Origin of the sequence: Streptomyces sp. MJM8645, assembly GCF_001625365.1 — a bacterium.
GTDB lineage: Bacteria > Actinomycetota > Actinomycetes > Streptomycetales > Streptomycetaceae > Kitasatospora.
This window is the reverse complement of the sequence record NZ_LJJF01000001.1, coordinates 2,784,664-2,810,490: the sequence shown is the minus strand read 5'-3', so window position 1 is coordinate 2,810,490 and position 25,827 is coordinate 2,784,664. Positions and strand designations below refer to the sequence as shown.

15 protein-coding genes are annotated in these 25,827 nt (G+C 72.8%); 5 read left to right on the top strand and 10 right to left on the bottom strand.

What is annotated here, in order from left to right; all coding sequences use genetic code 11:
- Nucleotides 1-68 precede the first annotated feature (68 nt).
- Both A6F73_RS39280 and A6F73_RS11880 read left to right on the top strand, forming a co-directional pair.
- Nucleotides 69-710, top strand: a complete 642-nt coding sequence (locus A6F73_RS39280) for a DUF6114 domain-containing protein (protein WP_079135618.1) — start codon at nt 69-71, stop codon at nt 708-710.
- Nucleotides 707-2,155 carry a hypothetical protein gene (locus tag A6F73_RS11880; protein ID WP_063347767.1) on the top strand — a complete coding sequence of 483 codons (1,449 nt, stop codon included), beginning with the start codon at nt 707-709 and terminating at the stop codon, nt 2,153-2,155. The genes A6F73_RS39280 and A6F73_RS11880 overlap by 4 nt, the downstream gene beginning before the upstream one ends.
- Nucleotides 2,156-2,279: 124 nt before the next feature.
- On the opposite strand, the gene pyk is transcribed toward A6F73_RS11880, so the two are convergent.
- The 3 genes from pyk to pta form a co-directional block, all read right to left on the bottom strand.
- Entirely contained in the window at nt 2,280-3,707 is a 1,428-nt protein-coding gene (gene pyk, locus A6F73_RS11875; RefSeq protein ID WP_063347766.1) for a pyruvate kinase, read from the bottom strand.
- Nucleotides 3,708-3,801: 94 nt separating this feature from the next.
- A complete protein-coding gene (locus tag A6F73_RS11870) occupies nt 3,802-5,016 on the bottom strand; it encodes an acetate kinase (RefSeq protein ID WP_063347765.1) in 1,215 nt (404 codons plus the stop codon).
- A complete protein-coding gene (gene pta, locus A6F73_RS11865) occupies nt 5,013-7,166 on the bottom strand; it encodes a phosphate acetyltransferase (protein WP_063347764.1) in 2,154 nt (717 codons plus the stop codon). Before pta ends, A6F73_RS11870 begins: the two co-directional genes overlap by 4 nt.
- Before the next feature lie 178 nt (nt 7,167-7,344).
- Here pta and A6F73_RS11860 point away from each other — a divergent pair, with 178 nt between their 5' ends.
- Together A6F73_RS11860 and A6F73_RS11855 are read left to right on the top strand one after the other, a co-directional pair.
- Nucleotides 7,345-7,626, top strand: a complete 282-nt coding sequence (locus A6F73_RS11860; RefSeq protein WP_063347763.1) for a type II toxin-antitoxin system prevent-host-death family antitoxin — start codon at nt 7,345-7,347, stop codon at nt 7,624-7,626.
- A complete protein-coding gene (locus tag A6F73_RS11855) occupies nt 7,623-8,027 on the top strand; it encodes a type II toxin-antitoxin system VapC family toxin (protein WP_063347762.1) in 405 nt (134 codons plus the stop codon). Before A6F73_RS11860 ends, A6F73_RS11855 begins: the two co-directional genes overlap by 4 nt.
- A gap of 80 nt (nt 8,028-8,107) precedes the next feature.
- Here the strand turns inward: A6F73_RS11855 and glgB are convergent, their stop codons facing one another.
- The 4 genes from glgB to A6F73_RS11835 form a co-directional block, all read right to left on the bottom strand.
- On the bottom strand, nt 8,108-10,474 hold the full coding sequence (gene glgB, locus A6F73_RS11850; RefSeq protein WP_079135617.1) for a 1,4-alpha-glucan branching enzyme: 2,367 nt from the start codon (nt 10,472-10,474) through the stop codon (nt 8,108-8,110).
- A 112-nt stretch (nt 10,475-10,586) separates the two neighbouring features.
- Nucleotides 10,587-12,047 carry a phosphotransferase gene (locus A6F73_RS11845; protein ID WP_244293365.1) on the bottom strand — a complete coding sequence of 487 codons (1,461 nt, stop codon included), beginning with the start codon at nt 12,045-12,047 and terminating at the stop codon, nt 10,587-10,589.
- Nucleotides 12,048-12,318: 271 nt separating this feature from the next.
- The gene (gene treS / locus A6F73_RS11840) at nt 12,319-14,043 is read right to left on the bottom strand and encodes a maltose alpha-D-glucosyltransferase (RefSeq protein ID WP_063347760.1); all 1,725 of its coding nucleotides are present in this window, start codon (nt 14,041-14,043) and stop codon (nt 12,319-12,321) included.
- The gene (locus tag A6F73_RS11835; RefSeq protein ID WP_063351131.1) at nt 14,040-15,995 is read right to left on the bottom strand and encodes an alpha-1,4-glucan--maltose-1-phosphate maltosyltransferase; all 1,956 of its coding nucleotides are present in this window, start codon (nt 15,993-15,995) and stop codon (nt 14,040-14,042) included. The genes treS and A6F73_RS11835 overlap by 4 nt, the downstream gene beginning before the upstream one ends.
- Nucleotides 15,996-17,003: 1,008 nt before the next feature.
- Here A6F73_RS11835 and glgP point away from each other — a divergent pair.
- On the top strand, nt 17,004-19,685 hold the full coding sequence (glgP, locus tag A6F73_RS11830) for an alpha-glucan family phosphorylase (RefSeq protein ID WP_063351130.1): 2,682 nt from the start codon (nt 17,004-17,006) through the stop codon (nt 19,683-19,685).
- Between the two features lie 35 nt (nt 19,686-19,720).
- Here glgP and A6F73_RS11825 read toward each other — a convergent pair whose 3' ends face one another.
- From A6F73_RS11825 to glgX, 3 genes are all read right to left on the bottom strand, one after another.
- Entirely contained in the window at nt 19,721-21,580 is a 1,860-nt protein-coding gene (locus A6F73_RS11825; RefSeq protein ID WP_063347759.1) for an ABC transporter ATP-binding protein, read from the bottom strand.
- Nucleotides 21,577-23,397, bottom strand: coding sequence for an ABC transporter ATP-binding protein (locus A6F73_RS11820; RefSeq protein ID WP_063347758.1), 1,821 nt, complete (start codon nt 23,395-23,397; stop codon nt 21,577-21,579). Before A6F73_RS11820 ends, A6F73_RS11825 begins: the two co-directional genes overlap by 4 nt.
- A 168-nt stretch (nt 23,398-23,565) precedes the next feature.
- On the bottom strand, nt 23,566-25,773 hold the full coding sequence (glgX, locus tag A6F73_RS11815; RefSeq protein ID WP_063347757.1) for a glycogen debranching protein GlgX: 2,208 nt from the start codon (nt 25,771-25,773) through the stop codon (nt 23,566-23,568).
- Between the last annotated feature and the right edge of the window lie 54 nt (nt 25,774-25,827).

The window sequence follows — 25,827 nt, the reverse complement described above, 5'->3', positions numbered from 1 at the left end:
GGCGCGTGTGCCGTCGCCGGATCCCGTGTCTCGTCCATCCCTCGTTCACACCATCGAGGAGCTGCACCGTGTCCAGCGCCCTTGCCTCATTCCGGCCCGCCGAGCACGAGAACCCCGTCCAGTGGCTGCGCCGGGTGTTCCGTACCTTCCGTCGGACGCGGCCGTACTACGGCGGCCTGCTGGCCATGATCGCCGGCGTCCCGATCATGTACTTCCCGTACGCCAAGCTCTCGTTGGGCGGCATGACGGTGGCCATGGCCACCACGGCGGGCGCCGGATCGCTGATCATCGGCGTGCTGCTGATCGTGCTCGGGCTGACCGCGTGGTTCCAGCCGACCGTGCGGGTATTCGCGGGAGTCGCCACCACCCTGCTGACGCTGGTCTCGATCCCGGTCTCCAACCTGGCCGGGTTCGGCCTGGCGCTGCTGCCGGGTCTGATCGGCGGCGGTCTGATGGCGTCCTGGGCGCCGCTGCCGGAGCCGAAGGCGGCCGAGGCCGCCGTCGCCGCGAGCGTCGCCACCGAGGCCCCTGCTCCCGAGGCCCTCGCCTCCGAAACCCCTGCCTCCGAGGCCGCCGTCGCCGAGACCGCGGTCGTCGCCGGGAGCGTCGCCACCGAGCCCGCGGCCGCCGAAGCGCCCACCGCGAAGCTGCCCGCACAGGCCGTGTCGAACGAGCAGGCCGTCGCCGTGGACCCGAAGGAGGCGCGGTGAGCGCGTCGGAGGACCAACCGCAGCGCGCCGGTCGACACGCGGCGCCGCGCACGCCCGTCCGGGTCCGGCTGAGAGGCCGCGCGCTGGCGATGGCCGCGGTGCCGACGGCGCTGCTGATGGCCGCCGCGTACACCCCCAACCCGGCCGTCGCCGAGTCCACGGCGGGCAAGCCCTGCGGTACCGCGCCCGCCACCGTGCCGGACGTCGCGCCGCTGGAGACGCCCGTCCCCAAGAGCGAGCTGCCCGAGCCGCCGCCCGGTCCGTCCACGGCGCCCTCGACGGTGCCTTCCACAGCGCCTTCGACGGGGCCGAGCGCGATCCCCACCCAGACGCCGACCACCGCGCCCACCCAGCAGCCCTCCGCGCCGGCCGGTACGCCGAGCGCCGACGCGACGCCGACCGGCGCCCCGACCGGCGCGGTCACCACCCCGGCGACCACGCCGTCGGCCGCCCGCTCCGCCGCCCCCGGCGGTTCGGACACGGTCCACCGGGCCGGGCTGATCGACGACGTCCTGGGCGGCGTCAACCACCTGCTGGACCCGGGTGGTTCACCGAGCCCGACGCCGAGCGCCAAGTCGGCCGGCACCCCCGCGCCGGCCACCACCCAGGCCCCCGCGCCGGCCGCCCCGGCCCCGCGCGCCGGGACGCCGGCCCAGCCGCAGGCCCCGACGACCGGGGCCCCGGCCGACGCACAGCCCGGCACCCCGCCGCCCGCCGCCGGCAGCGGCGAGCAGACCCCGGCGGGCGACCAGACCTCGCCCGCCGCGACGGCCCCCGCCGCCGGTGGCCCGGCCGGCGCCACCACGGGGAAGCCGAGCGGCAAGGCGAGCCCGAGGACGGCCCCCGCCACCCCGTCCGGGGCCGCCACCGACACCCCGTCGTCCTCGCCGAGCGCCAACCCCAACTGCGCGGTGGACACCAGCGGCCTGACCGCCGGCGCGCCCGCCACCGGGGACGTCGTCCCGCAGCAGAACTGGACGCTGGCGACCAGCCGGCTGGCGCTGCACGGCGCGGCCTTCCACGGCGTCTACGACGTGCGGACCCCGACCGGCACCAAGCGGGTGCTGAAGTTCGTGGTGGACACCGTCGACATCGACAACCTCGACATGTCGACGTTGCAGGGCAACGGCAAGACCTTCCACGTGAAGGGCGCCCCCGGCTCGACCTCGACCATGCGCAAGGGCCCGGTCACGATGTACGTGGAGCGGCTGTCCGGCCACCTCTCCAAGGTGCTCGGCCTGCCGATCCCGATCGACCTGGGCGAGATCACGCTCACCCCGGACACCCTGCCGCGCTGGCTGTACGACCTGATCGGCTCGATCCCGATCCCGCTGGACCTGGAGCTGACCGGGGTCACCGCCAAGCAGGCCGGCCAGTTCGGCGGCACGCTGACCATCCCCGGCATGCGCCTGTTCAACGACGACGCGCCGTACAGCGACAAGTAGACGCGCCGTACGGCGACGAGTAGGCGACCGGCAGCCGCGCCACGGCGGCGGCGACGTCGTGAGAACGCCCGTGGGGCGGCCCTCCACCGGAGGACCGCCCCACGGGCGTCGGTGCCACGGGGTGTTACTCGCCCCGGGTGCCCAGGTGGTGCACCTGGACCATGTTGGTGTTGCCGGGGATGCCGGGGGGCGAGCCGGCGGTGACGATGACGGTCGCGCCCTCGGCGAGCTGGCCCATGCTGAGCAGCTCGCGGTCGACCTGGGCGACCATCGCGTCGGTGGACCCGACCTGCTCGGTGACGTGCGCCTCGACGCCCCAGCTCAGCGAGAGCTGGTTGCGGGTGGCGACGTCCGGGGTGAACGCGATCACCGGGATCGGCGAACGGTAGCGGGACAGGCGGCGGGCGGTGTCACCGGACTTGGTGAACGCGACCAGCGCCTGGCCGTTCAGGAAGTCGCCCAGCTCGCACGCGGCGCGGGCGATCGAGCCGCCCTGGGTGCGCGGCTTGCGGCCCGGGTTGAGCGGCTGGAGGCCCTGGGACAGCAGCTCCTCCTCGGCCCTCTCGGCGATCCGGCTCATGGTGCGGACGGTCTCGATCGGGTACTTGCCGACGCTCGACTCGGCGGACAGCATGACCGCGTCGGTGCCGTCCAGGATGGCGTTGGCGACGTCGGAGACCTCGGCGCGGGTGGGGCGCGAGGCGTGGATCATCGACTCCATCATCTGGGTGGCGACGATGACGGGCTTGGCGTTGCGGCGGGCCAGCGTGATCAGCTGCTTCTGGACCAGCGGCACCCGCTCCAGCGGGTACTCGACGGCCAGGTCGCCGCGGGCGACCATGATGGCGTCGAAGGCGAGGACGATCTCCTCCATGGCCTCGACGGCCTGCGGCTTCTCGATCTTGGCGATGACCGGCACGCGGATGCCGACCTCGTCCATGACCTCGTGGACGTCCTTGACGTCGTCCGCGTTGCGGACGAAGGACAGGGCGACCATGTCGACGCCCAGGCGCAGCGAGAAGCGCAGGTCGTCCTTGTCCTTCTCGGACAGGGCGGGCACGTTCACGGCCGCGCCGGGCAGGTTGATGCCCTTGTTGTTCGAGAGCACGCCGCCCTCGATCACCACGGTCTTCACCCGCGGGCCGTCGACGCTGACGACCTCCAGGGCGATGACGCCGTCGTTGATCAGGATCGGGTCGCCGGGCTTGACGTCGCCGGGCAGGCCCTTGTAGGTGGTGCCGCAGATGTGCTGGTCACCGGGGACGTCCTCGGTGGTGATGGTGAACTCGTCGCCGTTGTCGACGGTCACCGGGCCGTTGGCGAAGGTCGCCAGACGGATCTTGGGACCCTGGAGGTCGGCCAGGACGCCGATGGCCTTGCCGGTGTCCTCCGAGACCTGGCGGACCTTGCGGTACCGCTCCTCGTGGTCCGCGTGGTTGCCGTGGCTCATGTTCAGTCGGGCGACGTTCATGCCCGCCTCGACGATGGCCTTCAGCTGTTCGTAGGAGTCCGTCGCCGGACCCAGGGTGCAGACAATTTTCGCTCGGCGCATATGGATCAGTCTATCCGTTCGTGTTATAGGTGCATTCGGCACGAATCGTGAGGAATCGCCAACGAAGGATCCCGAGGGGCGAGACGGCGTCCAGTCAGTCCCCGGACCGCCTGTGGACCAGGGCGAAGGCCTGTCGGGCGATCTCCAGTTCCTCGTCGGTGGGCACCACGGCGACCGCCACCCGGGCGTACGCGGGCGAGATGATCCGGGCCTCGCCGGAGCGCACCGAGTTCAGCTCGGGGTCGACCGCGATGCCCAGTTCGTCCAGCCCGGCGGTGGCCGCCGCGCGCACCGGCGCCGCGTTCTCCCCGACGCCCGCGGTGAACGCGATCGCGTCCACCCGGCCGAGCACGGCGTAGTAGCCGCCGATGTACTTGCGCAGCCGGTGGATGTACGCGTCGAAGGCGAGCTTCGCGTCGGCGTCCCCGGCCTCGGCCCGGCGCATGATCTCGCGCATGTCGTTGTCGCCGCACAGGCCGCGCAGACCGCTGCGGCGGTTGAGCAGGTCGTCGATCTCGTCGATCGACAGCCCGCCCACCCGGTGCAGGTGGAACACCACACCGGCGTCGATGTCGCCCGAACGGGTGCCCATGACCAGGCCCTCCAGCGGGGTCAGGCCCATCGAGGTGTCCAGGCAGCGACCGCCGGCGACCGCCGAGGCGGAGGCGCCGTTGCCCAGGTGCAGCACGATCACGTTCACCTCGGCCGGGTCCTTGCCGAGCAGCCGGGCGGTGGCCCGCGAGACGTACTGGTGCGAGGTGCCGTGGAAGCCGTAGCGGCGCACCCGGTGCTCGTCGGCCACGGCCTTGTCGATCGCGTACCGGGCCGAGAACTCCGGCATCGAGGCGTGGAAGGCGGTGTCGAAGACGGCCACCTGGGGGAGGTCCGGGCGCAGCGCGCGGGCCACCTCGATGCCGGTGATGTTGGCCGGGTTGTGCAGCGGCGCGACCGGGATCAGCCGGCGGATCTCCTTGAGCACGTCGTCGGTGACCACGGTCGGCTCGGTGAACCGCTTTCCGCCGTGCACCACCCGGTGGCCGATCGCGGCCAGCTCGGGGGAGTCCAGCCCGAGGCCGTCGGCGGCCAGCTCCTCGGCGACGGCCTTCAGGGCGGCGGAGTGGTCCGGGAAGAGCTGCGGCAGCTCGCGCGACCCGCCCGCGTGCGGGGTGTGCACCAGCCGCCCGCCGGGCTCGCCGATCCGCTCCACCAGGCCGGAGGCCAGCCGGGCGCCGTCCAGCATGTCGATCAGCTGGTACTTCACCGACGAGGAGCCGGCGTTCAGCACGAGAACGCGCGTTCCATCGCTCATGCCTGCGACTCCTTGTCGTCCTGGGCCTGGATGGCGGTGATCGCGACGGTGTTGACGATGTCCTGGACCAGCGCGCCGCGCGAGAGGTCGTTGACGGGCTTGCGCAGGCCCTGGAGGACGGGGCCGACCGCCACCGCGCCCGCCGAGCGCTGGACCGCCTTGTAGGTGTTGTTGCCGGTGTTGAGGTCCGGGAAGATCAGCACGGTCGCCCGGCCCGCCACCGCGGAGCCCGGCAGCTTGGTGGCCGCGACGTGGGCGTCCACCGCCGCGTCGTACTGGATCGGGCCCTCGACCAGGATGTCCGGCCGCAGCTCGCGGACCAGCTCGGTGGCCTTGCGGACCTTGTCGACGTCCGCGCCGGAGCCGGAGGTGCCGGTCGAGTACGAGAGCATCGCGACCCGCGGCTCCACCCCGAACTGGGCGGCGGTGGCGGCGGACTGGATCGCGATGTCGGCCAGCTGCTGGGCGTCCGGGTCGGGGTTGACCGCGCAGTCGCCGTACACCAGCACCTTGTCGGCCAGGCACATGAAGAAGACGCTCGACACGATGGCCGCGCCCGGCGAGGTCTTGATCACCTCGAAGGCGGGCCGGATGGTCGCGGCGGTGGAGTGCACCGCGCCGGAGACCATGCCGTCCGCGATGCCCTCCTGGACCATCAGGGTGCCGAAGTACGAGACGTCGGTGACCACGTCCAGCGCCAGCTCGACGGTCATCCCCTTGTGGGCGCGCAGCCGGGCGTACAGCTCGGCGAACTGGCGGCGTAGCGGGCTGGTGGTCGGGTCGACGATCCGGACCTGGGCGCGGTCGCCGCCCGGCTGTTCCTGCGGGAGGTCGATGCCGAGGCCCGCGGCCTTGCGGCGCACCGCGTCGGCCTCGCCGAGCAGGGTGAGGTCGCAGATGTTGCGGCGCAGCAGGATCTCGGCCGCGCGCAGCACCCGCTCCTCGGTGCCCTCCGGCAGGACGACGTGCCGTCGGCTCGCCCGGGCCCGCTCCAGCAGCTCGTGCTCGAACATCATCGGGGTGACGCGTTCGGACCGGCCGACCTCGATCAGGTTGGTCAACTCGGCCGTGTCGACGTGCAGTTCGAAGAGTCCGAGGGCGATCTCGGCCTTCCGCGGACTGGCCGCGGTGAGCTTGCCCTCCAGGTGGGTGAGGGTCGCGGCGGTCGGCCAGCTGCCCTCCGGGACGACCGCGACCGGGGTGCCGGGGGCGAGCCGGGCGGCCAGCGTCATCACGTTCGGGCCGGGGTGCTGGCCGAGCGTCAGCAGCACGCCGGCGATCGGCGGGGCGCCGGCGGCGTGCGCGGCCAGCGAGCCGATCACCAGGTCGGCGCGGTCCCCGGGGGTGACGACCAGGGCGCCCTCGGTCAGGGCGTCCAGGAAGGTGGGCAGCATGGCGCCGCCGAAGACGAAGCCGCGGACGTCCCGGGCCAGGCCGGCGGCGTCCCCGAGCAGGACCTCGGCGCCGGTCGTCTCGACCAGCTGGGCGACGGTCGGCGCGGCCAGCGCCGGCTCCTCCGGGATGACGTAGGCGGGGATCGGCAGCTTCTCGGTGAGCTTGCGCTGGATCCGCTGCTTGGCACCCGGGGCGACCCGGTTGGCGATCATCGCCAGGGTCTCGCAGCCCAGGTCGGTGAACGCCCGGTGGGCGTTGCGGACCTCGGCGATGACGGCCTCCGGGTCCTCGGCGTGCCCGCCGACCACCGGCAGCACGGCGGCGCCGAACTCGTTGGCCAGCCGGGCGTTGAAGGCCAGCTCGTCCGGGATGTTGGTGTCGGCGAAGTCGGTGCCGAGCACCAGCACCGCCTGGCAGCGCCGCTCCAGCGCGCGGAAGCGGTCGACCAGGGTGGAGACCAGCTCGTCCTGCCCCTGGGCGGCCTGCAGCGCGGCGGCCTCCTCGTAGCTGAGCCCGTACAGCTCGGAACTCGGCAGGTCGATCCGGTACCGGCCGCGCAGCAGCTCCACCACGTGGTCCGAGCCCGGCTCGCCCCCGGCCCGGCGGCCGGCAGGTGCTCCCGCGTGCGCGTGCACCAGCGGCCGGAACACCCCTACCCGGTCCACCTGGCGGGTGAGCAGTTCCATGACCCCGAGTTCGACCGCCTGCCGGCCGTCCCCCCGGTCGATACCGGTCACGTACACGCTGCGCGCCACGTGGGTGTCTCCGTCCCGTCGTCTCGGAATATGGCCATATCGACCATACCTTCGCACCACGAACGGGCGTCCGCGAGCAGAGCGGCCCGGCGGGGGCAAGGGCTGAACGTCCTGGGCTCGGGGTTTGCGCCGTGGCCCGCCCTTGATGTACCTACATGATGTAGTTACATTGGAAGGCATGGAGACCATGGGACTGCGTGAGCTCAACCAGAACCCGTCCAAGGCGGTCGCGCGGGTCCGGGCCGGCGCGACGATCGTCGTCACCGACCGCGGGCGGCCCGTGCTGAGACTGGTGCCGGAGGAGCCCCCGGCGACGACCCTCGAACGCATGATCGCGGCCGGCGAGGTCACCCCGCCGGCCGAGGAGGGCATGCCCGAGCTGGCCCTCGACCTGCTGCCGGACATCGGCAGCCTCTCGGACCTGCTGGTGGAAGACCGCGAACGGGAGCGGAACCGTTGATCTACCTCGACTCCTGCGCGCTGCTGAAGTTCATCAAGCCGGAGCCGGAGACGGCCGCACTGCGGGCGTGGCGGCAGACGCTGCCCGCCGGGACCGAGCTGATCACCAGCGCGCTGGCCCGGCTGGAGATCACCCGCACCCTGCTCCGCGCGGGCCTGGCCCACCAGCAGGTCCCCTACTACGTGGACCAGGCGCTCCGGGGCAGCCACCAGGTCGACCTCAGCAGCGCGGTGCTCGCCCGGGCGCTCTCCTACCGCACTCCGCGCCTCGGCTCGCTGGACGCGTTGCACCTGGCCAGCGCGGACCCGTTCCGCACGGAGCTGACCGAGTTCATCACCTACGACCGCGAGCTGGGCAGGGCCGCGGAGGATCTCGGCTTCCCGGTGTCGGCACCGAGCTGAGGGCCTGCCCGGCCGGGCAGGCCCTCAGCTGCTCAGGCCCTTAGACGCTCAGGCCCTCAGACACTCAGGTGCTCAGGCCCTCAGCGGGCCGGGCGGAGCCAGAGGGTGGCGAGCGGGGGGAGGACCAGTTCGGCGGAGCGGGGCTGGTCGTGCCAGGGGGTCGGTTCGGCCTTGACCGGGTGGGAGTTGCCGATGCCGCCGCCGCCGTAGGCCTCGGCGTCGGTGTTGAGCAGTTCCTCCCACAGCTGGTCGCGGCCGTCCAGGTCGGGCAGGCCGACCCGGTGGCCGTGCCGGACGACGGGGGAGAAGTTGCAGACCGCGACCAGCGGCGAGCCGTCGGCCGCGTACCGGACGAAGGAGAGCAGGTTGTCCTCGGCGGCGCCGCCGTCGAGCCAGCGGAAGCCGTCCGGGGTGGTGTCCCGTTCCCAGAGGGCGGGGGTGTCCAGGTAGTGCCGGTTGAGGTCGCGGACCAGCCGGCGGACGCCGTGGTGGTCCTGGTGGGCGGGCCACTGCTCGTCGAGCACCCACCACTGCGGGCCCTGCTCGTGGTCCCATTCCGCGCCCTGGGCGAACTCCTGTCCCATGAAGAGTAGTTGCTTGCCCGGGTGGGACCACATGAAGCCCAGGTAGGCGCGGTGGTTGGCGCGCTGCTGCCACCAGTCGCCGGGCATCTTGGAGACCAGCGCCTGCTTGCCGTGCACCACCTCGTCGTGCGAGATCGGCAGGACGTAGTTCTCCGAGTAGGCGTACACCATCGAGAAGGTGATCTCGTTGTGGTGGAACTTGCGGTGCACCGGCTCCTTGGACATGTAGACCAGCGAGTCGTGCATCCAGCCCATGTTCCACTTGAGCCCGAAGCCGAGGCCGCCGGCGTCGGTGGGGCGGGTGACGCCGTCCCAGGCGGTGGACTCCTCGGCGATGGTGACCACGCCGGGGCAGCGCCGGTAGACGGTGGCGTTCATCTCCTGCAGGAACGCGGCCGCGTCCGGGTTCTCCCGGCCGCCGTGCTGGTTGGGCGTCCAGGCGCCGCCCTCGCGGGAGTAGTCGAGGTAGAGCATCGAGGCGACGGCGTCCACCCGCAGGCCGTCGATGTGGAACTCCTCGCACCAGTAGACCGCGTTGGCGACGAGGAAGTTGCGCACCTCCGTGCGGCCGTAGTCGAACTCCAGGGTTCCCCAGTCGGGGTGCTCGGCGCGCAGCGGGTCGGCCGGTTCGTACAGCGGCTCGCCGTCGAAGCGGGCGAGCGCGAAGGCGTCCTTGGGGAAGTGGGCGGGCACCCAGTCGACGATCACGCCGATGCCGTGCCGGTGCAGGGTGTCGACCAGGTGGCGGAAGTCGTCGGGGCTGCCGAGCCGGGCGGTGGGGGCGTAGTAGCCGGACACCTGGTAGCCCCAGGAGCCGCCGAAGGGGTGCTCCATGACCGGCATGAACTCCACGTGGGTGAAGTTCAACTCCTTGAGGTAGCGCGGCAGTTCCTCGGCGATGGCGCGGTAGCTGGTGAGGTCGGGCCGCCAGGAGGCCAGGTGCAGCTCGTAGACGGACATCGGCGCCCGGTGGTGCGCGGCGCGGGCCCGGCGGGCCATCCACTCGCCGTCCTGCCAGCGGTGGTCGGAGGAGGTGACCACCGAGGCGGTGGCGGGCGGGCACTGGGCGGCCCGGGCGAGCGGGTCGGCCTTGTCGAGCACCCAGCCCTGCCGGGTGTGGATCTCGTACTTGTACGCGGCGCCCTCGGCGAGGCCCGGGACGAAGAGCTCCCAGATGCCGGACGAGCCGAGCGAGCGCATCGGGTGCCCGGTGCCGTCCCAGTGGTTGAAGTCGCCGATCAGCCGGACGCCGACGGCGTTCGGCGCCCAGACCGCGAAGGCGGTGCCGGCGACGCCGTCGACGGTGCGCACGTGCGAGCCGAGGGCCCGCCACAGCTGCTCGTGCCGGCCTTCGGAGATCAGGTGCAGGTCGAGTTCGCCGAGGGTGGGCGGTGTGCGGTAGCCGTCGTGCTGGGCCAGCGGCTCGCCGCCGGGGTAGGTCACCAGCAGCCGGTAGTCCACGGTGTCGGCGCCGGCCACCAGCCCGGTGAACAACCCGCCCTGCTGATGGGTGAGTTCGGCCGGGCCCTGGGTGGTCTCGACGACCACCCGCTCGGCGAACGGGCGCAGCACCCGGATCGCGGTGCCGCCGTGCACCGGGTGCGCGCCGAGCAGGGCGTGCGGGTCGTGGTGCTGCCCGCCGACCAGCCGGTCCACCTCGGACGGCGGCAGCGGCGCCTCGGGCAGGCGCAGCGAGGCCGTGGGCGGAGCCGTGACCGGTGCGGACTCCGCGGCCGGCACGGGCTCGCCGGCCGGCGCGGACTCCTCGGCCGGGACGGGCTCGGGCCGGGGCGAGTCCGGGCCGGCCAGGAAGGTGGCCGGGACGGGGCGGGTGGTGCGGCCGGGCGGGTCGAGCGGCGTCACGGCTGGGTCCTCCTGCGACGGGGGGTGGGCTAACTCCAGGGCGGCGGAACCGGGGGTGCGGGTGGGGCAGGGGATGCGGGCAGGGCAGGGGGTGCGGGCGGGGCCGGGGCGGTCAGACGGTGAGGGCGAGCCGGTTGATCGCGGCGAGCGGGATCGGCAGCCAGCTCGGCCGGTGCCGGGCCTCGTACACGACCTCGTACACCGCCTTGTCGATCTCCAGGGCCCGCATCAGCTCCGGTGAGGCCGCCGGGTCGGCGCCGCCGCCGGCGGTGTAGCCGGCGCAGAAGGCGGTGCGGTTGCGCTGGGCCCAGGCGGCGGCGAGGTGGGCGAGTTCCGGGTCGACCGGGCCGCCGGCCAGCAGGTGGGCGGCCGCGTAGTCGAAGGAGCGGAGCATCGCGGCGACGTCGCGCAGCGCGGGCTGCGGTTCGCGGCGTTCGTTGACGGATTTGGCGGGTTCGCCCTCGAAGTCCAGCAGCACCCAGCCGTGCGGGGTGCGCATGGCCTGTCCGAGGTGCAGGTCGCCGTGGATGCGCTGGACGGGCAGGCCGTCGGGGTGGGCGTCGGCGAGTTGCTGGAAGGCGGTGCGCAGTGCGGCCCGGTAGCGCAGCAGGCCGGGGACGGCGGCGACGGCGCTGTCCAGCCGGTCGGCCATGGTGGTGGCGAGCCGGCTGGTCTGGGCGCGGTCGAGCCGGGCGACCGGCATCGAGCGGGCCAGGACCCGGTGGACTTCGGCGGTGGCCCGGCCGAGCCGGTGGGCCTCGATGGCGAAGTTGCCGGGGGAGGGGTCGCCCTTGAGTCGGCCGACCTGGTCGAGGGCGAGCTCCCAGCCGTCCTCGGCGTCCGGCAGGTAGCGCTGGAGCAGCCCGAGGGTGGCGGGTTCGGCGCGTTCCAGCCGGCTCTCGAACCAGGCGGCGACCCGGGGGATCCGGGTGGAGCCGGCCCGGGAGAGGGCAAGGGAGAGTTCGAGGTCGGGGTTGGTGCCGGGGTGGATGCGGCGGAACAGCTTGAGGATGTACGAGGTGCCGTAGATGACCGAGCTGTTGGACTGCTCGGCGGTGGAGGCGCGGCCGGGGAGGTTGGCGGGGAGCCCGGAGCCGGGGGTGCGACGGAAGGACAGCGAGCCGAACCGGTCGCCGGTGGCGAGGTGTTCCAGCAGCCGCCCGGTGAGTTCGGGGTCGTGGACGGCGTCGTAGAGCGCCGCGCCGTCGTACGGGCCCTGGCTGAGCCGGCCGAGCACGGCGCTGGGCTCGATGTCCGCGTGCCCGTCCGAGCGGATGCCGAGCAGGAGTTGGTAGATGTCGCCGTGCGGGGCGCCGACCGTGGTGGCGTGCTCGACCCGCAGCAGCAGGTGCAGCAGGGCGGGGTCGCCGACCTGGAGCGGGGTTCCGACCATCGGGGTGAGGCCGGTGATGGGCCGTCCCTTTCCGGCGTACCACCGCTGGGTGGGGAGCCAGTCGGCGATCAGCGGCAGCGCGGCCTGGACGAGTTCGCTGACCCCCAGGGCGGCTCTCCGGGCCCCGGTGCTCCGCGCGCCCGCCGGTGCGGCGGGGTCGGCGGGGGCATCCTGCTGCACATGGGCTTGAGAACGGGAGGTTTCGGACATGACTCCCTTTCCCCGGAAGCGGGCGGACTGCCCGACGGGTCTGGCCGGGTCCGTCAGTCTTCCGGATTTCGGCGGCGCGGCGGCGGCGGCACGCGAGCGGGGCTCAGGTGTCACGCCTTCGTGTGGGTGGCCGTTGGGCTGTTCTCCGTACGCGGCGGTGCAGAGAACTCCGGGGGCGCAGGGGTTCAACTCGCGCCCCCGGAGGGTCTGGTGGTGCTGTGTGGCAGGGTGTGGCGGATCGTTACTTCGAGCGCCTGGTCCCGCTCAGCCGCGGCGGCTGCCGGAGCTGGAACCAGTAGAAGCCGTGGCCGGCCAGCGTGAGCAGGTAGGGCCACTCGCCGATGGAGGGGAAGCGCACCCCGCCGATCAGCTCGACCGGGTACCGTCCGCCGTACTGCCGCAGGTCCAGCTCGGTCGGCTGCGCGAACCGCGAGAAGTTGTTCACGCACATGACCAGGTCCCCCTCGTGTTCGCGCACGAAGGCCAGCACGGCGGGGTTGCTGGAGGGCAGTTCGGTGTACGTGCCGAGGCCGAACGCCGGATTGAGCTTGCGGATCTCGATCATGCGACGCGTCCAGTGCAGCAGCGAGCTCGAACTGCTCTGCTGTGCCTCGACGTTGGTCACCTGGTAGCCGTACACCGGGTCCATGATGGGCGGCAGACTGAGCCTGCCCGGGTCGGCGGAGGAGAAACCCGCGTTGCGGTCCGGGGTCCACTGCATCGGCGTGCGCACGCCGTCCCGGTCGCCCAGCCAGATGTTGTCGCCCATGCCGATCTCGTCCCCGTAGTAGAGGACCGGCGAGCCGGGCAGCGAGAACAGCAGGGCGGTGAACAGCTCGATCTGGTTGCGGTCGTTCTCCAGCAGCGGGGCGAGCCGGCGGCGGATGCCCACGTTGGCGCGCATCCGGGGGTCCTTGGCGTACTCCGCGTACATGTAGTCGCGCTCCTCGTCGGTGACCATCTCCAGGGTCAGCTCGTCGTGGTTGCGCAGGAAGATGCCCCACTGGCAGCCGCCGGGGATCTGCGGGGTCTTGCTGAGGATCTCCGACACCGGGTAGCGGGACTCCCGCCGCACGGCCATGAAGATCCGGGGCATCACCGGGAAGTGGAACGCCATGTGGCACTCGTCGCCGCCCGCGGTGAAGTCGCCGAAGTAGTCGACGACGTCCTCCGGCCACTGGTTGGCCTCGGCCAGCAGCACGGTGTCGGGGTAGTCGGCGTCGATCTCCTTGCGGACCCGCTGGAGGAACTCGTGGGTCTCCGGCAGGTTCTCGCAGTTGGTGCCCTCGCGGGCGAACAGGTACGGCACCGCGTCCAGCCGGAAGCCGTCGATGCCGAGGTCGAGCCAGAACCGCAGTCCGGCGATCATCTCCTGCTGGACGCGGGGGTTGTCGTAGTTGAGGTCCGGCTGGTGGGAGAAGAACCGGTGCCAGAAGTACTGCTTGCGGACCGGGTCGTAGGTCCAGTTGGAGGTCTCGGTGTCGACGAAGATGATCCGGGCGTCCGGGTACTGCTTGTCGTCGTCGGCCCACATGTAGAAGTCGCCGTACGGGCCGTCCGGGTCCGTCCGGGAGGCCTGGAACCACGGGTGCTGGTCGCTGGTGTGGTTCATGACGAAGTCGATGATCACGCGCATGCCGCGGGCGTGCGCGGCGTCGACGAACTCCATGAAGTCGGCGAGGTCGCCGAACTCCGGCAGCACCGACTTGTAGTCGGCCACGTCGTACCCGCCGTCGCGCAGCGGCGAGGCGAAGAACGGCGGGAGCCAGAGGCAGTCGACCCCGAGCCACTGCAGGTAGTCGAGTTTGGTGGTGAGCCCCTTCAGGTCCCCGACCCCGTCGCCGTTGCTGTCCTGGAAGGACCGCACCAGCACCTCGTAGAAGACCGCACGCTTGAACCACTCCGGGTCCAGGTTCTTCTTCGAGGTCTCCGGGAAGGTGTCGGGGACGGGCTCGTTCACAGTCACGCTGGGTTCCTCCGAACCGTGAGGAGGTGAGCCGGCTCGGCTGAGGGATCGAGCCGGACGTAGTTGTGCCGGCCCCAGGTGTAGACGGCGCCGGTGAGCTCGTCGTGCACCGCGTACGGGCCGTCGCCGTCGAGGGTGACGGTGGCCTCCTGGACGTGGTGCGGGTCGAGGTTGACCACGGTGACGACCTGGTCGGTGAGGCCCTCGGGGGTGGTCGCGGTCTTGGAGTAGGCGAGCACCTGGTCGTTGTCCGTGGGGTGGAAGCGCAGGTTGCGCAGCTGCTGGAGGGCCGGGTGGCGCCGGCGCAGCCGGTTCAGCACGGTGAGCAGCGGGGCGAGGGAGTCGGTGCGGGTCCAGTCGCGGGGGCGCAGCTCGTACTTCTCCGAGTGCAGGTACTCCTCGGAGCCGGGGTGGGCCGGCTCGTCCTCGTACAGCTCGAAGCCGGCGTAGACGCCGTAGCTGGGGGCGAGGGTGGCGGCGAGCACGGCGCGGATCGCGAACGCGGCGCGGCCGCCGTGCTGGAGGTAGTCGTGCAGGATGTCCGGGGTGTTGGCGAAGAAGTTGGGCCGCATGTAGGCGGCGGCGTCACCGGTGAGTTCGGTGAGGTACTCGGTGAGTTCCGGCTTGGTGGTGCGCCAGGTGAAGTACGTGTACGACTGGTGGAAACCGATCTTCCCCAGGGTGTGCATCATCGCGGGCCGGGTGAAGGCCTCCGCCAGGAAGACGACGTCCGGGTCGGTGCGGGCGATGTCGGCGAGCACCTTCTCCCAGAACGCCACCGGTTTGGTGTGCGGGTTGTCGACCCGGAAGATCCGAACGCCGTGGGACATCCAGAACCGGAGGATCCGGATGGTTTCCTTGACGATTCCTTCCATGTCCTGGTCGAAGTTGATCGGATAGATGTCCTGGTACTTCTTCGGCGGGTTCTCGGCGTACGCGATGGTGCCGTCCCCGCGGTGGCTGAACCATTCCGGGTGCTTGTTCACCCACGGGTGGTCGGGGGAGCACTGGAGGGCGAAGTCCAGCGCCACCTCAAGGTGCAGGGCCTCGGCCTCGGCGACGAAGTGGTCGAAGTCCTCGATCGTGCCGAGGTCGGGGTGGACGGCGTCGTGGCCGCCCTCGGGGGAGCCGATCGCCCAGGGCGAGCCGACGTCGTGCGGACCGGCCGTCAGGGCGTTGTCCGGCCCCTTGCGGAAGGCTCGTCCGATCGGGTGCACCGGCGGCAGGTAGACCACGTCGAAGCCCATCGCGGCGACGGCCGGCAGCCGCTCGGCGGCGGTGCGCAGGGTGCCCGAACGCGGCGGCTCGACGCCGCCCGGATCCACCACCGCGCCCTCCGAGCGGGGGAAGAACTCGTACCAGGAGCCGTACAGCGCGCGCTCGCGGTCCACCTGGAGCGGCAGCGGGCGGGAGGCGCTGAGCAGTTCGCGCAGCGGGTACCGGGCCAGCAGGTCCAGCACCTCGGGGGCGAGCGCGGCGGCCAGCCGGGACAGCGGCGGCAGGCCGGGGTCGCGCAGTGCGTCGGCGGCGGCCAGCACGTGCGCGCGGCCCTCCTTCTTCGGCACGCCGACCGCGGCCTGCTCCAGCAGCCGGGCGCCGTCCTCCAGGACCAGCGCGGTGTCGATCCCGGCCGGCAGCTTCACGGCGGCGGTCCGGCGCCAGGTGGCGACCGGGTCGCTCCACGCCTCGACCAGGTACGACCAGCGGCCGGACGCGGTCGGGGTGACGTGCGCGCCCCAGCGGTCGGTGCCCTCGGCCAGCTCGCGCATCGGCGTCCACGGGCCGCCGCGGCCGCGCGGGTCGCGCAGCACCACGTTGGCGTTGACGGCGTCGTGGCCCTCGCGGAACACGGTCGCGGTGACCAGGAAGGTCTCGCCGACGACGGCCTTGGCCGGGCGGCGGCCGGAGTCGACGAGGGGGCTGACGTCCAGGACGGGGATGCGGCCGATCACGGTGTCGCTCTCTGTCGTCTTGCGGGCGGCGGGCTTGCGGGCGGAGGCCTTGCGCGGCGCGGCGCCGGAGGTGCCCTCGGCGGTGGTCCCGGCGGTCCCGGCGGCGTCGGCGGTGGCCTTCGCGGTGGCGGCGGCGCGGCGCGTGGTGGTGGTGCGCCTGCGCGGTGCCGCGGTCCGGCCCTCCTCGGCCCCGGGTTGTCGGGCCGCTTCGGCCGGCTCGGTGCGGACCGCCCCGGCGGCCCGCGGCGCCGGCATCGCCGGATCCGTCCGAGTGTCAGAATCCATCCGTCCGGCGGATTCCGCGACCGCTGCGTCGTGGCTGTCGGCCACCGGTGTGGACTGGTCCCGCGTGTCGCCGTGCATGTCAAACTCCTGCCCGAGATCGGCGGCAGCTCCCGCGGGCCGGGGAATGGGCCAGGGGAGTACCGGGAGGACTGCTGGGTGGGGAGGACGTGCGACCGGAAGCCTGCCCGCGCCGCCGTCCCCGGCAACCTGCCCGGCGCCCGCCGAGCCCTCGACGGGAGCCCTGGAGCCGCGCGCGTCCCGGCGCGCGCCTCCAGGGGCACGCCCCTGGGCGACCCGGTCGACCCGTGAACGAGCAGGCCGAGTACGAGGACACGCGTCGGTGCGAGGTGAGCGCCGAATGGGCTAAGAAGAAGGGGAACGATCAACGCGAAAAGGATTCGGACGTGCTGCTTCAAGGCGGACGCCACCCGCCGCCGCACTCCCCGCAGCATCAACGACCTTGAGTCATCCTCGCACCGGGGACAAGACTTTTGCAGCGGTACGACAGTAGTTTCGGGCTTTGTCCTGAGCGGATGAGTCATCGGAAATGGACCTGTTCCGCAGTGTTCATGCATTGGTAGCGCAGGACCCCGGAAATGTGCGCCGCGCGCGCCCCCCGTGCAGACCAATGCGCCGAATGCGATCTCATCAATAGGCCGAACGGATGCCCAATAGCCCACTTGACGCACTGTCATGACGGACATCGCGGCTACGCTTCACGCCGTGAAGGCAATCCGCAGATTCACCGTCCGCACCGTCCTGCCCGAACAACTCCAGCCGCTGCACGAGCTGGCCCTCAACCTGCGCTGGTCCTGGCACCCCGAGACCAGGGACCTCTTCCGGTCCGTGGACCCGGAGGTCTGGGCCGCGACCGGCGAGGACCCGGTGCGGCTGCTCGGGGAGGTCCCGGCCGCCCGGCTCGCCGCCCTCGCCGCCGACCGGCGGTTCCTGCGCAGACTCGGCGACCTCGCCGACGACCTGCGCGAGTACCTCAGCGGCCCGCGCTGGTACCAGGCCCAGCAGGAGGCCGGCACCACCCCGCCGCCCGCCGCCATCGCCTACTTCTCCCCCGAGTACGGCATCGCCGCCGCGCTGCCGCAGTACTCCGGCGGGCTCGGCATCCTGGCCGGCGACCACCTCAAGGCCGCCAGCGACCTCGGCGTCCCGATCATCGGCGTCGGCCTGTTCTACCGGCACGGCTACTTCCGGCAGTCCCTCAACCGGGACGGCTGGCAGCAGGAGCGCTACCCGCTGCTCGACCCGGACGAACTCGCGGTCAGCCTGCTCCGGGAGGACGACGGCACCCCCGGCCGGGTCGACCTCGCCCTGCCAGGCGGCCGCACCCTGGCCGCGCACATCTGGAAGGCCCAGGTCGGACGGGTCCCGCTGCTGCTCCTCGACTCCGACATCGAGGCCAACTCGCCCGCCGAGCGCGACGTCACCGACCGGCTCTACGGCGGCGGCAGCGAGCACCGGCTGCTCCAGGAGATGCTGCTCGGCATCGGCGGCGTCCGCGCCGTCCGCGCCTACTGCCGGCTCACCGGGCACCCCGCCCCCGAGGTGTTCCACACCAACGAGGGCCACGCGGGCTTCCTCGGCGTCGAACGGATCCGCGAGCTGGTCGCCACCGGCTCACCCGGCCCCGACAGCGTCGGCCTGGACTTCGCCGCCGCCCTGGAGTCCGTCCGGGCCGGCACCCTGTTCACCACCCACACGCCCGTCCCGGCCGGCATCGACCGCTTCGACCGTGAGCTGGTCGCCCGCCACTTCAGCGGCGACGCCGCCCTGCCGGGCGTCCCGGTCGAACCGGTGCTCGCGCTCGGCGCCGAGACCTGGCCCGGCGGGGACCCGAAGCTCTTCAACATGGCCGCCATGGGCCTGCGGCTCGCCCAGCGCGCCAACGGGGTCTCCACCCTGCACGGCGAGGTCAGCCGCTCCATGTTCAACGGGCTCTGGCCCGGCTTCGACGCCACCGAGGTGCCGATCACCTCCGTCACCAACGGCGTCCACGCCGCCACCTGGATCGACCCGGCGGTCGTGCGGCTCGGCGCCGCCGAGATCGGCGCCGACCGCGCCGAGGACGCCATGACCACCGGCGACGCCAAGCGCTGGACCGGCCTGGAACGGATCGGCAACACCGAGATCTGGGACCTGCGCCGCAGCCTGCGCGCCCAGCTGGTCGACGAGGCCCGCCGCCGACTGCGCGACTCCTGGCGCCAGCGCGGCGCCGGCGAGGCCGAACTCGGCTGGGTCTCCTCGGTGCTCGACCCCGACGTGCTCACCATCGGCTTCGCCCGCCGGGTGCCCTCGTACAAGCGGCTCACCCTGATGCTGCGCGACCCGGACCGGCTGCGCGCCCTGCTGCTGCACCCCGTCCGGCCGGTGCAGATCGTGGTCGCCGGCAAGGCCCACCCGGCCGACGACGGCGGCAAGCGGCTGATCCAGCAGATGGTCGCCTTCGCCGACGACCCGGCCGTCCGGCACCGGATCGTCTTCCTGCCGGACTACGACATGGCGATGGCCCGGCACCTCTACCCGGGCTGCGACGTCTGGCTGAACAACCCGCTGCGCCCGCTGGAGGCCTGCGGCACCTCCGGGATGAAGGCCGCGCTCAACGGCTGCCTCAACCTGTCCGTCCTGGACGGCTGGTGGGACGAGTGGTACGACGGCCAGAACGGCTGGGCGATCCCCACCGCCGACGAGACCGGCGGCGTGCTCGACCCGGAGAGCAGCGAGGCCGAGCGCCGCGACGACATCGAGGCCGCCGCGCTGTACGACCTGATCGAGGACCAGGTCGCCGGCCGGTTCTACGACCGGGGCACGGACGGGCTGCCGCACCGCTGGATCGCCATGGTCCGGCACACCCTCGTCACCCTCGGCCCCAAGGTGCTGGCCGGGCGGATGGTCCGCGAGTACGTCGAACGGCTGTACACCCCGGCGGCGCTGGCCCAGCGGGAGCTGGCGGCGGCGGAACACCACGGTGCCCTGGAGCTGGCGGCCTGGAAGGCGAAGGTCCGGGAGGCCTGGCCGGCCGTCCGGGTCGAGCACGTCGAGGCGGACTGTCCGGACGAGGCGCAGGAACTGGGCAGCTCGCTGGCGCTGCGGGTGCAGGTCGCGCTCGGGGCGCTGGAGCCGGGCGACGTCGAGGTGCAGGCGGTGTCCGGCCGGGTGGACGAGACGGACGGCATCTCGGACGGCTGCGTGCTCGCCCTCAAGCCGGTCGGCGGGTCCGACCTGGACGGCCGGACCCGCTACGAGGGCTCGCTGGAGCTGGGCCGGACCGGCCCGTTCGGCTACACCGTCCGGGTGCTGCCGGCCCACCCCCGGCTGGCCTCCCCGGCGGAGCTGGGGCTGGTGGCCCTGCCCGCCGAGTCGTCGGGGATGGACGCGGGGGTGCTGCGGTGAGGCCCCGCCGCGGGGAGCGCCGGACCTAGGAGGACCTAGACCAGGCTGTCCCGCCAGGCCTGGTGGAGTGCGGCGAAGCGGCCGGATCCGTCGATCAGCTCCTGCGGGGAGCCGTCCTCGACGATCCGGCCCTGGTCCATCACCAGGACGCGGTCGGCGATCTCCACGGTGGAGAGCCGGTGCGCGATGATCACCGCCGTCCGGCCGGCCAGCACCGTGCGCATGGCCCGCTGGACGGCCTGCTCGCCGGGGACGTCCAGCGAGCTGGTCGCCTCGTCGAGGATCAGCACCGCCGGGTCGGCGAGCAGGGCGCGGGCGAAGGCGACCAACTGGCGCTGCCCGGCGGAGATCCGGCCGCCGCGCTTGCGCACGTCGGTGTCGAAGCCGTCCGGGAGCGCGGCGATGAACTCGTACGCGCCGATGTCCCGGGCGGCCTGCTCGACCTCCTCGCGGCCGGCGCCGGGGCGGCCGATCGCGATGTTCTCGGCGACGGTGCCGGAGAACAGGAAGGACTCCTGGGTCACCATCACCACGCCGCGCCGCAGCTCGGGGGTGGCGAGGTCGCGCAGGTCCACGCCGTCCAGCCGGATCCGGCCGTCGGTCGGGTCGTAGAAGCGGGCCAGCAGCTTGGCGACCGTCGATTTGCCGGCGCCGGTCGCGCCGACCACCGCCACCGTCTGCCCGGCCGGGATCACCAGGTCGAACGGCGGCAGCACCTGCTTGCCGGTGCGGTAGGCGAAACGGGTCTCCTCGAAGCGGACCTCGCGCCCCTTGCCGACGGCCTGCGGCAGTTCGGCGGGCGCGGCGGGTTCGGCGACGGTCGGCTCGTGGGCGAGCAGGCCGGCGATCTTCTCCAGCGCGGCGGCGGCCGACTGGTAGCTGTTCAGGAACATCGCCAGCTGGTCGATCGGGTCGTAGAGCCGGCGCAGGTAGAGCACGAAGGCGGTGAGCACGCCCAGTTCGACCGTGCCGTCGGCGACCAGGTAGGCGCCGAGCAGCACCACGCCGGTGGTCCACAGGTTGGCGGTGACGCGGGAGAGGCCGACGTAGCGGGCGATCTCCAGCAGGCCGTCCGCCGTCGCGGTGGCGGACTGCCGGTTGACCAGGCCGAAGGCCTCGTCGTTGGCCTTCTCCCGGCGGAAGGCCTGCACCGGGCGGATGCCGTTCATGGTCTCGGTGAAGCGGACGATCAGCGAGGCGGCCGAGGTGCGGGAGCGGCGGTAGACCCGGCGCGAGCGGCTGCGGAAGGAGCGGGCGATCAGCGCCAGCGGCAGGATCGACGCCAGCGAGACCAGGCCGAGCCGCCAGTCCAGCACCAGCAGCAGCACCGAGATGTAGCAGACCGACAGGAGGACGGTCAGCAGCTCCTGGAGGCCCTCGGAGAGCAGCTCGCGCAGCGCGTCCACGTCGCTGGTGGCGCGGGAGATGATCCGGCCCGAGGTGTAGCGCTCGTGGAAGTCCAGGCTCAGCCGCTGGGCGTGCCGGAAGATCCGGCCGCGCAGCTCCAGCAGGATGTCCTGGTTGACCCGGGCGCTGATCTTGATGAACGCCCACTGCAGCAGCAGGCTGAGCAGCGCGCAGCCCAGGTAGGCGCAGACCACCGCGATCAGCGGGCCGCTGTCGCTCTCGCGCAGTGCCGGGATGCCGCGGTCCATCGCGATGGCGACCAGCAGCGGGCCGGACTGCAGGGCCGCCTGCTGGACGAGGATCACCAGCATCGCGACGCCGATCCGGGCCCGGTGCGGGCCGAGCAGCGAGCGCAGCAGCGCCCGGGGCGCGCCGGGCGGGACGGGGATGTCCTCCTCGTCGGCCGGGGGCGGCGGCGGAAGCTGTTCCTCGACCGGTTCGGCGGTCTCCCGTTCGGCGGGGCCGGCGGGCGAGATGGTGGTGGTCATCGGGTGGTGCCCCCCTCGGAGACCAGTGCGGCCTCGGGCATCGGGGCGGACTCGCCCGACATCAGTTCGCGGTAGTGCGCGCAGTCGCGCAGCAGGTCCTGGTGGGTGCCGACGGCCTCGATCCGGCCGTCGGAGAGCACCGCGACCCGGTCGGCGAGCAGCACGGTGCTCGGGCGGTGGGCGACCACCAGGGCGGTGGTGGCGCCGAGGACCTGGCGCAGCGCCCGTTCGACCAGGGCCTCGGTGTGCACGTCGAGGGCGGAGAGCGGGTCGTCCAGCACCAGGAAGGCCGGGTCGCCGACCACCGCACGGGCCAGGGCGAGGCGCTGGCGCTGGCCGCCGGACAGGCTCAGGCCCTGTTCGCCGACCTCGGTGTCCACGCCGTCCGGGAGCTTCTCCACGAAGGAGGCCTGGGCGGTGGCCAGGGCGGCGCGCAGCTGCCGGTCGTCCGCGCCCGGGGCGCCCATCAGGACGTTCTCCCGGACGGTGGCGGAGAACAGGGTGGGCTCCTCGAAGGCGACCGCGACCAGCTCGCGCAGCCGTTCCCGGGGGAGGTCGCGGATGTCCCGGCCGTCCAGGGTGATGGTGCCGGCCGTGGCCTCGTACAGGCGGGGGAGCAGTGCGGTGAGCGTGGTCTTGCCGCTGCCGGTGGCGCCGACCAGGGCCATCGTCTCGCCGCTGCGGATGTGCAGGTCGATGCCGGCCAGCAGGTCGGGGGTGTCGTCGGGGGCGTCGGGGTAGCGGAAGCGGACGCCGGTGAAGCGGATGCCGTCGGGGGTGGCGCCCAGGCCGTCGGCGGTGCCCGGGTCGGCGGTCTCGGGCTCGTCCAGCACCTCGAAGAAGCGGTCGGCGGCGGTGGCGGCCTCGTTGGCGTAGGCGAGCAGCCAGCCCAGGGACTCGACCGGCCAGCGCAGCGCCAGCGCGGTGGAGAGGAAGGCGACCAGGGTGCCGGCGCTCAGCTCGTCGTGGGCGACCAGGTAGGCGCCGGCGGCGAGGGCGCAGCCGAGGGCGATCTCGGGCAGGCCGACGATGACCGCCCAGAGGTTGGCGAGCAGCCCGGCCTTGCGCAGTTCGGTGCGGCGCAGGTCGTGGGCCTGGGCGCGGAAGCGCTCGGCCATCGAGCGGTGGCGGCCGAAGGCCTTGAGGATGCGGATGCCGAGGACGGACTCCTCGATGACGGTGGCGAGGTCGCCGTTCTGGTCCTGGGCGCGGCGGGAGGCGCCGGAGTAGCCCGCCTCGAACCGCCGGGTGAGCACGAACAGCGGGACGGCGGGCAGCAGGATGATCAGGGCGAGCCGCCAGTCCTGGGTGAACATCACCGCCGTGCCGGCGAGGAACATCACCGAGTTGACGATCAGGAAGACCAGCGGGAAGGCCAGAAACAGCCGCATGGTGTACATGTCGGCGGTGGCCCGGGAGAGCAGCTGGCCGGATCCCCAGCGCTCGTGGAAGGAGATCGGCAGCCGCTGGAGCTTGGCGAAGAGGTCGCCGCGCATGGCCGTCTCCAGCCCGGCCAGCGGGCGGGCCAGGACCACCCGGCGGGTGTAGAACAGCGCGGCCTCGACCAGTCCGAGGACCAGCAGCAGGCCGATCAGCGGCCAGAGCCCGCTCAGGTCGTGTTCGGCGAGCGGGCCGTCGACGATCCGGCCGAGGACCAGCGGGACGCCGAGGACGCTCAGCATGGCGACCAGGGCGGCGGCCACCGAGGTGGCCAACCGGCGGCGGACGGCTCGGGCGTAGGGCCACAGGCGCAGGAGGGAGCGGACCGTGGAGCGGTGCCCGGTCGCGGTGTCGTCGTCTTGTCGGTTCTCGGCCATCGTCGTGAGGGTAGGACGAGGTCGCGTCATTTCTCATCAGGTTTTTCACCCCTGACAGAACGCTTCGGCGAGAACCGGCCACCTGTACGGGTGGGGCGCGGGTGAAAAGCGGGGCGCGTGGGGCCGGCCGCAGGGGCCGGAGTGCGCCGCACGTGCGGCCGACACCGCTCAGGTCGTGGCGGCGGGCGCGCGCAGCAGCCGCAGCGAGCGCCCGGCCAGCAGCGTCGCGCCCTGCGGACAGGGCTCGCCGCCGCCCTCGACGGCGGTGTCGACCACCGTCTCGTACGCCTCCTCCGGCGCGGCCCAGGGCTCGCCGGGGAGGGTGAACAGCACGGGTTCGTGGCCGGCGTTGAGCAGCAGCAGGAAGCTGTCGTCCAGCGTCGGCCGCCCGGCCTCGTCCCGTTCGGACATCGCGGTGCCGGACAGCAGCATGCCCAGGCAGGCGGTCGGGGCGAACCAGTCGGCCTCGGTCATCTCCTTGCCCAGCGGCGTGAACCAGGCGAGGTCCGGCTGGCCGCCCGGGGCGGCGGCCCGGCCGGAGAAGAACGCCCGCTGCCGCAGCACCGGGTGGGCCCGGCGCAGCCGGATCAGCCGGGCGGTCAGCTCGCACAGCCCGCGCCAGCGGGGATCCGCCAGGAGCGACCAGTCCAGCCAGCCGAGTTCGTTGTCCTGGCAGTAGGCGTTGTTGTTGCCGCCCTGGGTGCGGCCCAGCTCGTCCCCGGCGGTGAGCATCGGGACGCCGGTGGAGAGCAGCAGCGTGGCCAGCAGGTTGCGCAGTTGGCGCAGCCGCAGGGCGTTCACCTCCGGGTCGGTGGTCTCGCCCTCGACGCCGTGGTTCCAGGACCGGTTGTCGTCGGTTCCGTCCCGGTTGGCCTCGCCGTTGGCCTCGTTGTGCTTGCGGTCGTAGCTGACCAGGTCGCGCAGCGTGAAACCGTCGTGCGCTGTCACGTAGTTGACGGAGGCGTACGGGCGGCGGCCGCCGCGCTGGTAGAGGTCGGAGGAGCCGGACAGCCGGTAGCCCAGCTCCCGCACGTCCGGGCGGGCGCCGCGCCAGAAGTCCCGCACGGTGTCCCGGTACTTGTCGTTCCACTCGGCCCACAGCGGCGGGAAGCCGCCGACCTGGTAGCCGCCCGGGCCGACGTCCCAGGGCTCGGCGATCAGCTTCACCCGGCTGAGCAGCGGATCCTGGGAGACGGCGGCGAGGAAGGGGTGGTCCATGTCCACCCCGTCGGTGCCGCGGGCGAGGGCGGCGGCGAGGTCGAAGCGGAAGCCGTCCACGCCCATCTCGGTGACCCAGTACCGCAGCGAGTCGGTGACCAGCCGGACCACCTGCGGGCGGCGGGTGTCCAGGGTGTTGCCGCAGCCGGTGAAGTCGGCGTAGCCGCGCGGGCGGTGCGGGGCCGGGCGGTAGTAGGCGGTGTTGTCGATGCCGCGCAGCGAGAGCATCGGGCCGAGTTCGGCGCCCTCCGCGGTGTGGTTGAACACCACGTCGAGGATCACCTCGATCCCGGCGGCGTGCAGGGCGCGGACCATCCGCTTGAACTCGCCGACCTGGCCGCCGCGCGAGCCGGCCGCCGAGTAGCCGGCGTGCGGGGCGAAGTAGCCGATCGTGTTGTAGCCCCAGTAGTTGACCAGGCCGCGCGACTGGAGGTGGTCCTCGCTGGCGTACTGGTGCACCGGCAGCAGCTCGACGGCGGTCACGCCGAGGCGGGTCAGGTGGGCGACGGCGGCCGGGTGGGCCAGGCCCGCGTAAGTGCCGCGGAGCTCCGGCGGGATGTCGGGGTGGCGCATGGTGAAGCCGCGCACGTGCAGTTCGTAGAGCACCGTCTCGGCCCACGGGGTCTTCGGGCGGTGGTCGTCGTACCAGTCGTCGTCATCGTGGACGACCACGGATCTGGGCACGTAGCGGGCCGAGTCGCGGTTGTCCCGGACGGTGTCGGCGACGTCCGCCTCCGGCCAGTTGCGGACGGCCGCGCAGACCGCGTCGTGGCTGGTGTAACAGCCGTCCACGGCACGGGCGTACGGGTCGAGCAGCAGCTTCGCCGGGTTCCAGCGGGCGCCGGTCCACGGATCCCACCGGCCGTGCACGCGGAAGCCGTACCGGGTGCCGGGGCGGACGCCGGGCAGGAAGCCGTGCCAGGTCTGGAAGTCCTGCTCGGTGAGGCGGTGCCGGCCCTCCCGGCCGTCCTCGTCGAACAGGCAGAGGTCGACCGCCTCGGCGCCGGCCGCCCAGAGTGCGAAGTTGGTGCCCTGGCGGCCCTGTTGGTCGGTCCGGAAGCGGGCGCCGAGCGGCTGCCAGCTGCCGGGCCACGGTGGCTCGGCGGTGTCCCCGCCGGGCGGCCGCACTCCGGCTTCCAGCTCCTGCCCTGACGCCATGGCCGCACCCTCCCTGGACGGGGTGTCCCGGACCCCGTTCACTTCCTCTTTCCC

Excerpts from the sequence above, each read along its gene's own strand:
- A6F73_RS11860 (WP_063347763.1), top strand. The coding sequence starts at position 7,345 with ATGGAGACCATGGGACTGCGTGAGCTCAACCAGAACCCGTCCAAGGCG.
- glgX (WP_063347757.1), bottom strand. The coding sequence starts at position 25,773 with ATGGCGTCAGGGCAGGAGCTGGAAGCCGGAGTGCGGCCGCCCGGCGGG.
- A6F73_RS11820 (WP_063347758.1), bottom strand. The coding sequence starts at position 23,397 with ATGGCCGAGAACCGACAAGACGACGACACCGCGACCGGGCACCGCTCC.
- A6F73_RS11825 (WP_063347759.1), bottom strand. The coding sequence starts at position 21,580 with ATGACCACCACCATCTCGCCCGCCGGCCCCGCCGAACGGGAGACCGCC.
- A6F73_RS11870 (WP_063347765.1), bottom strand. The coding sequence starts at position 5,016 with ATGAGCGATGGAACGCGCGTTCTCGTGCTGAACGCCGGCTCCTCGTCG.
- pyk (WP_063347766.1), bottom strand. The coding sequence starts at position 3,707 with ATGCGCCGAGCGAAAATTGTCTGCACCCTGGGTCCGGCGACGGACTCC.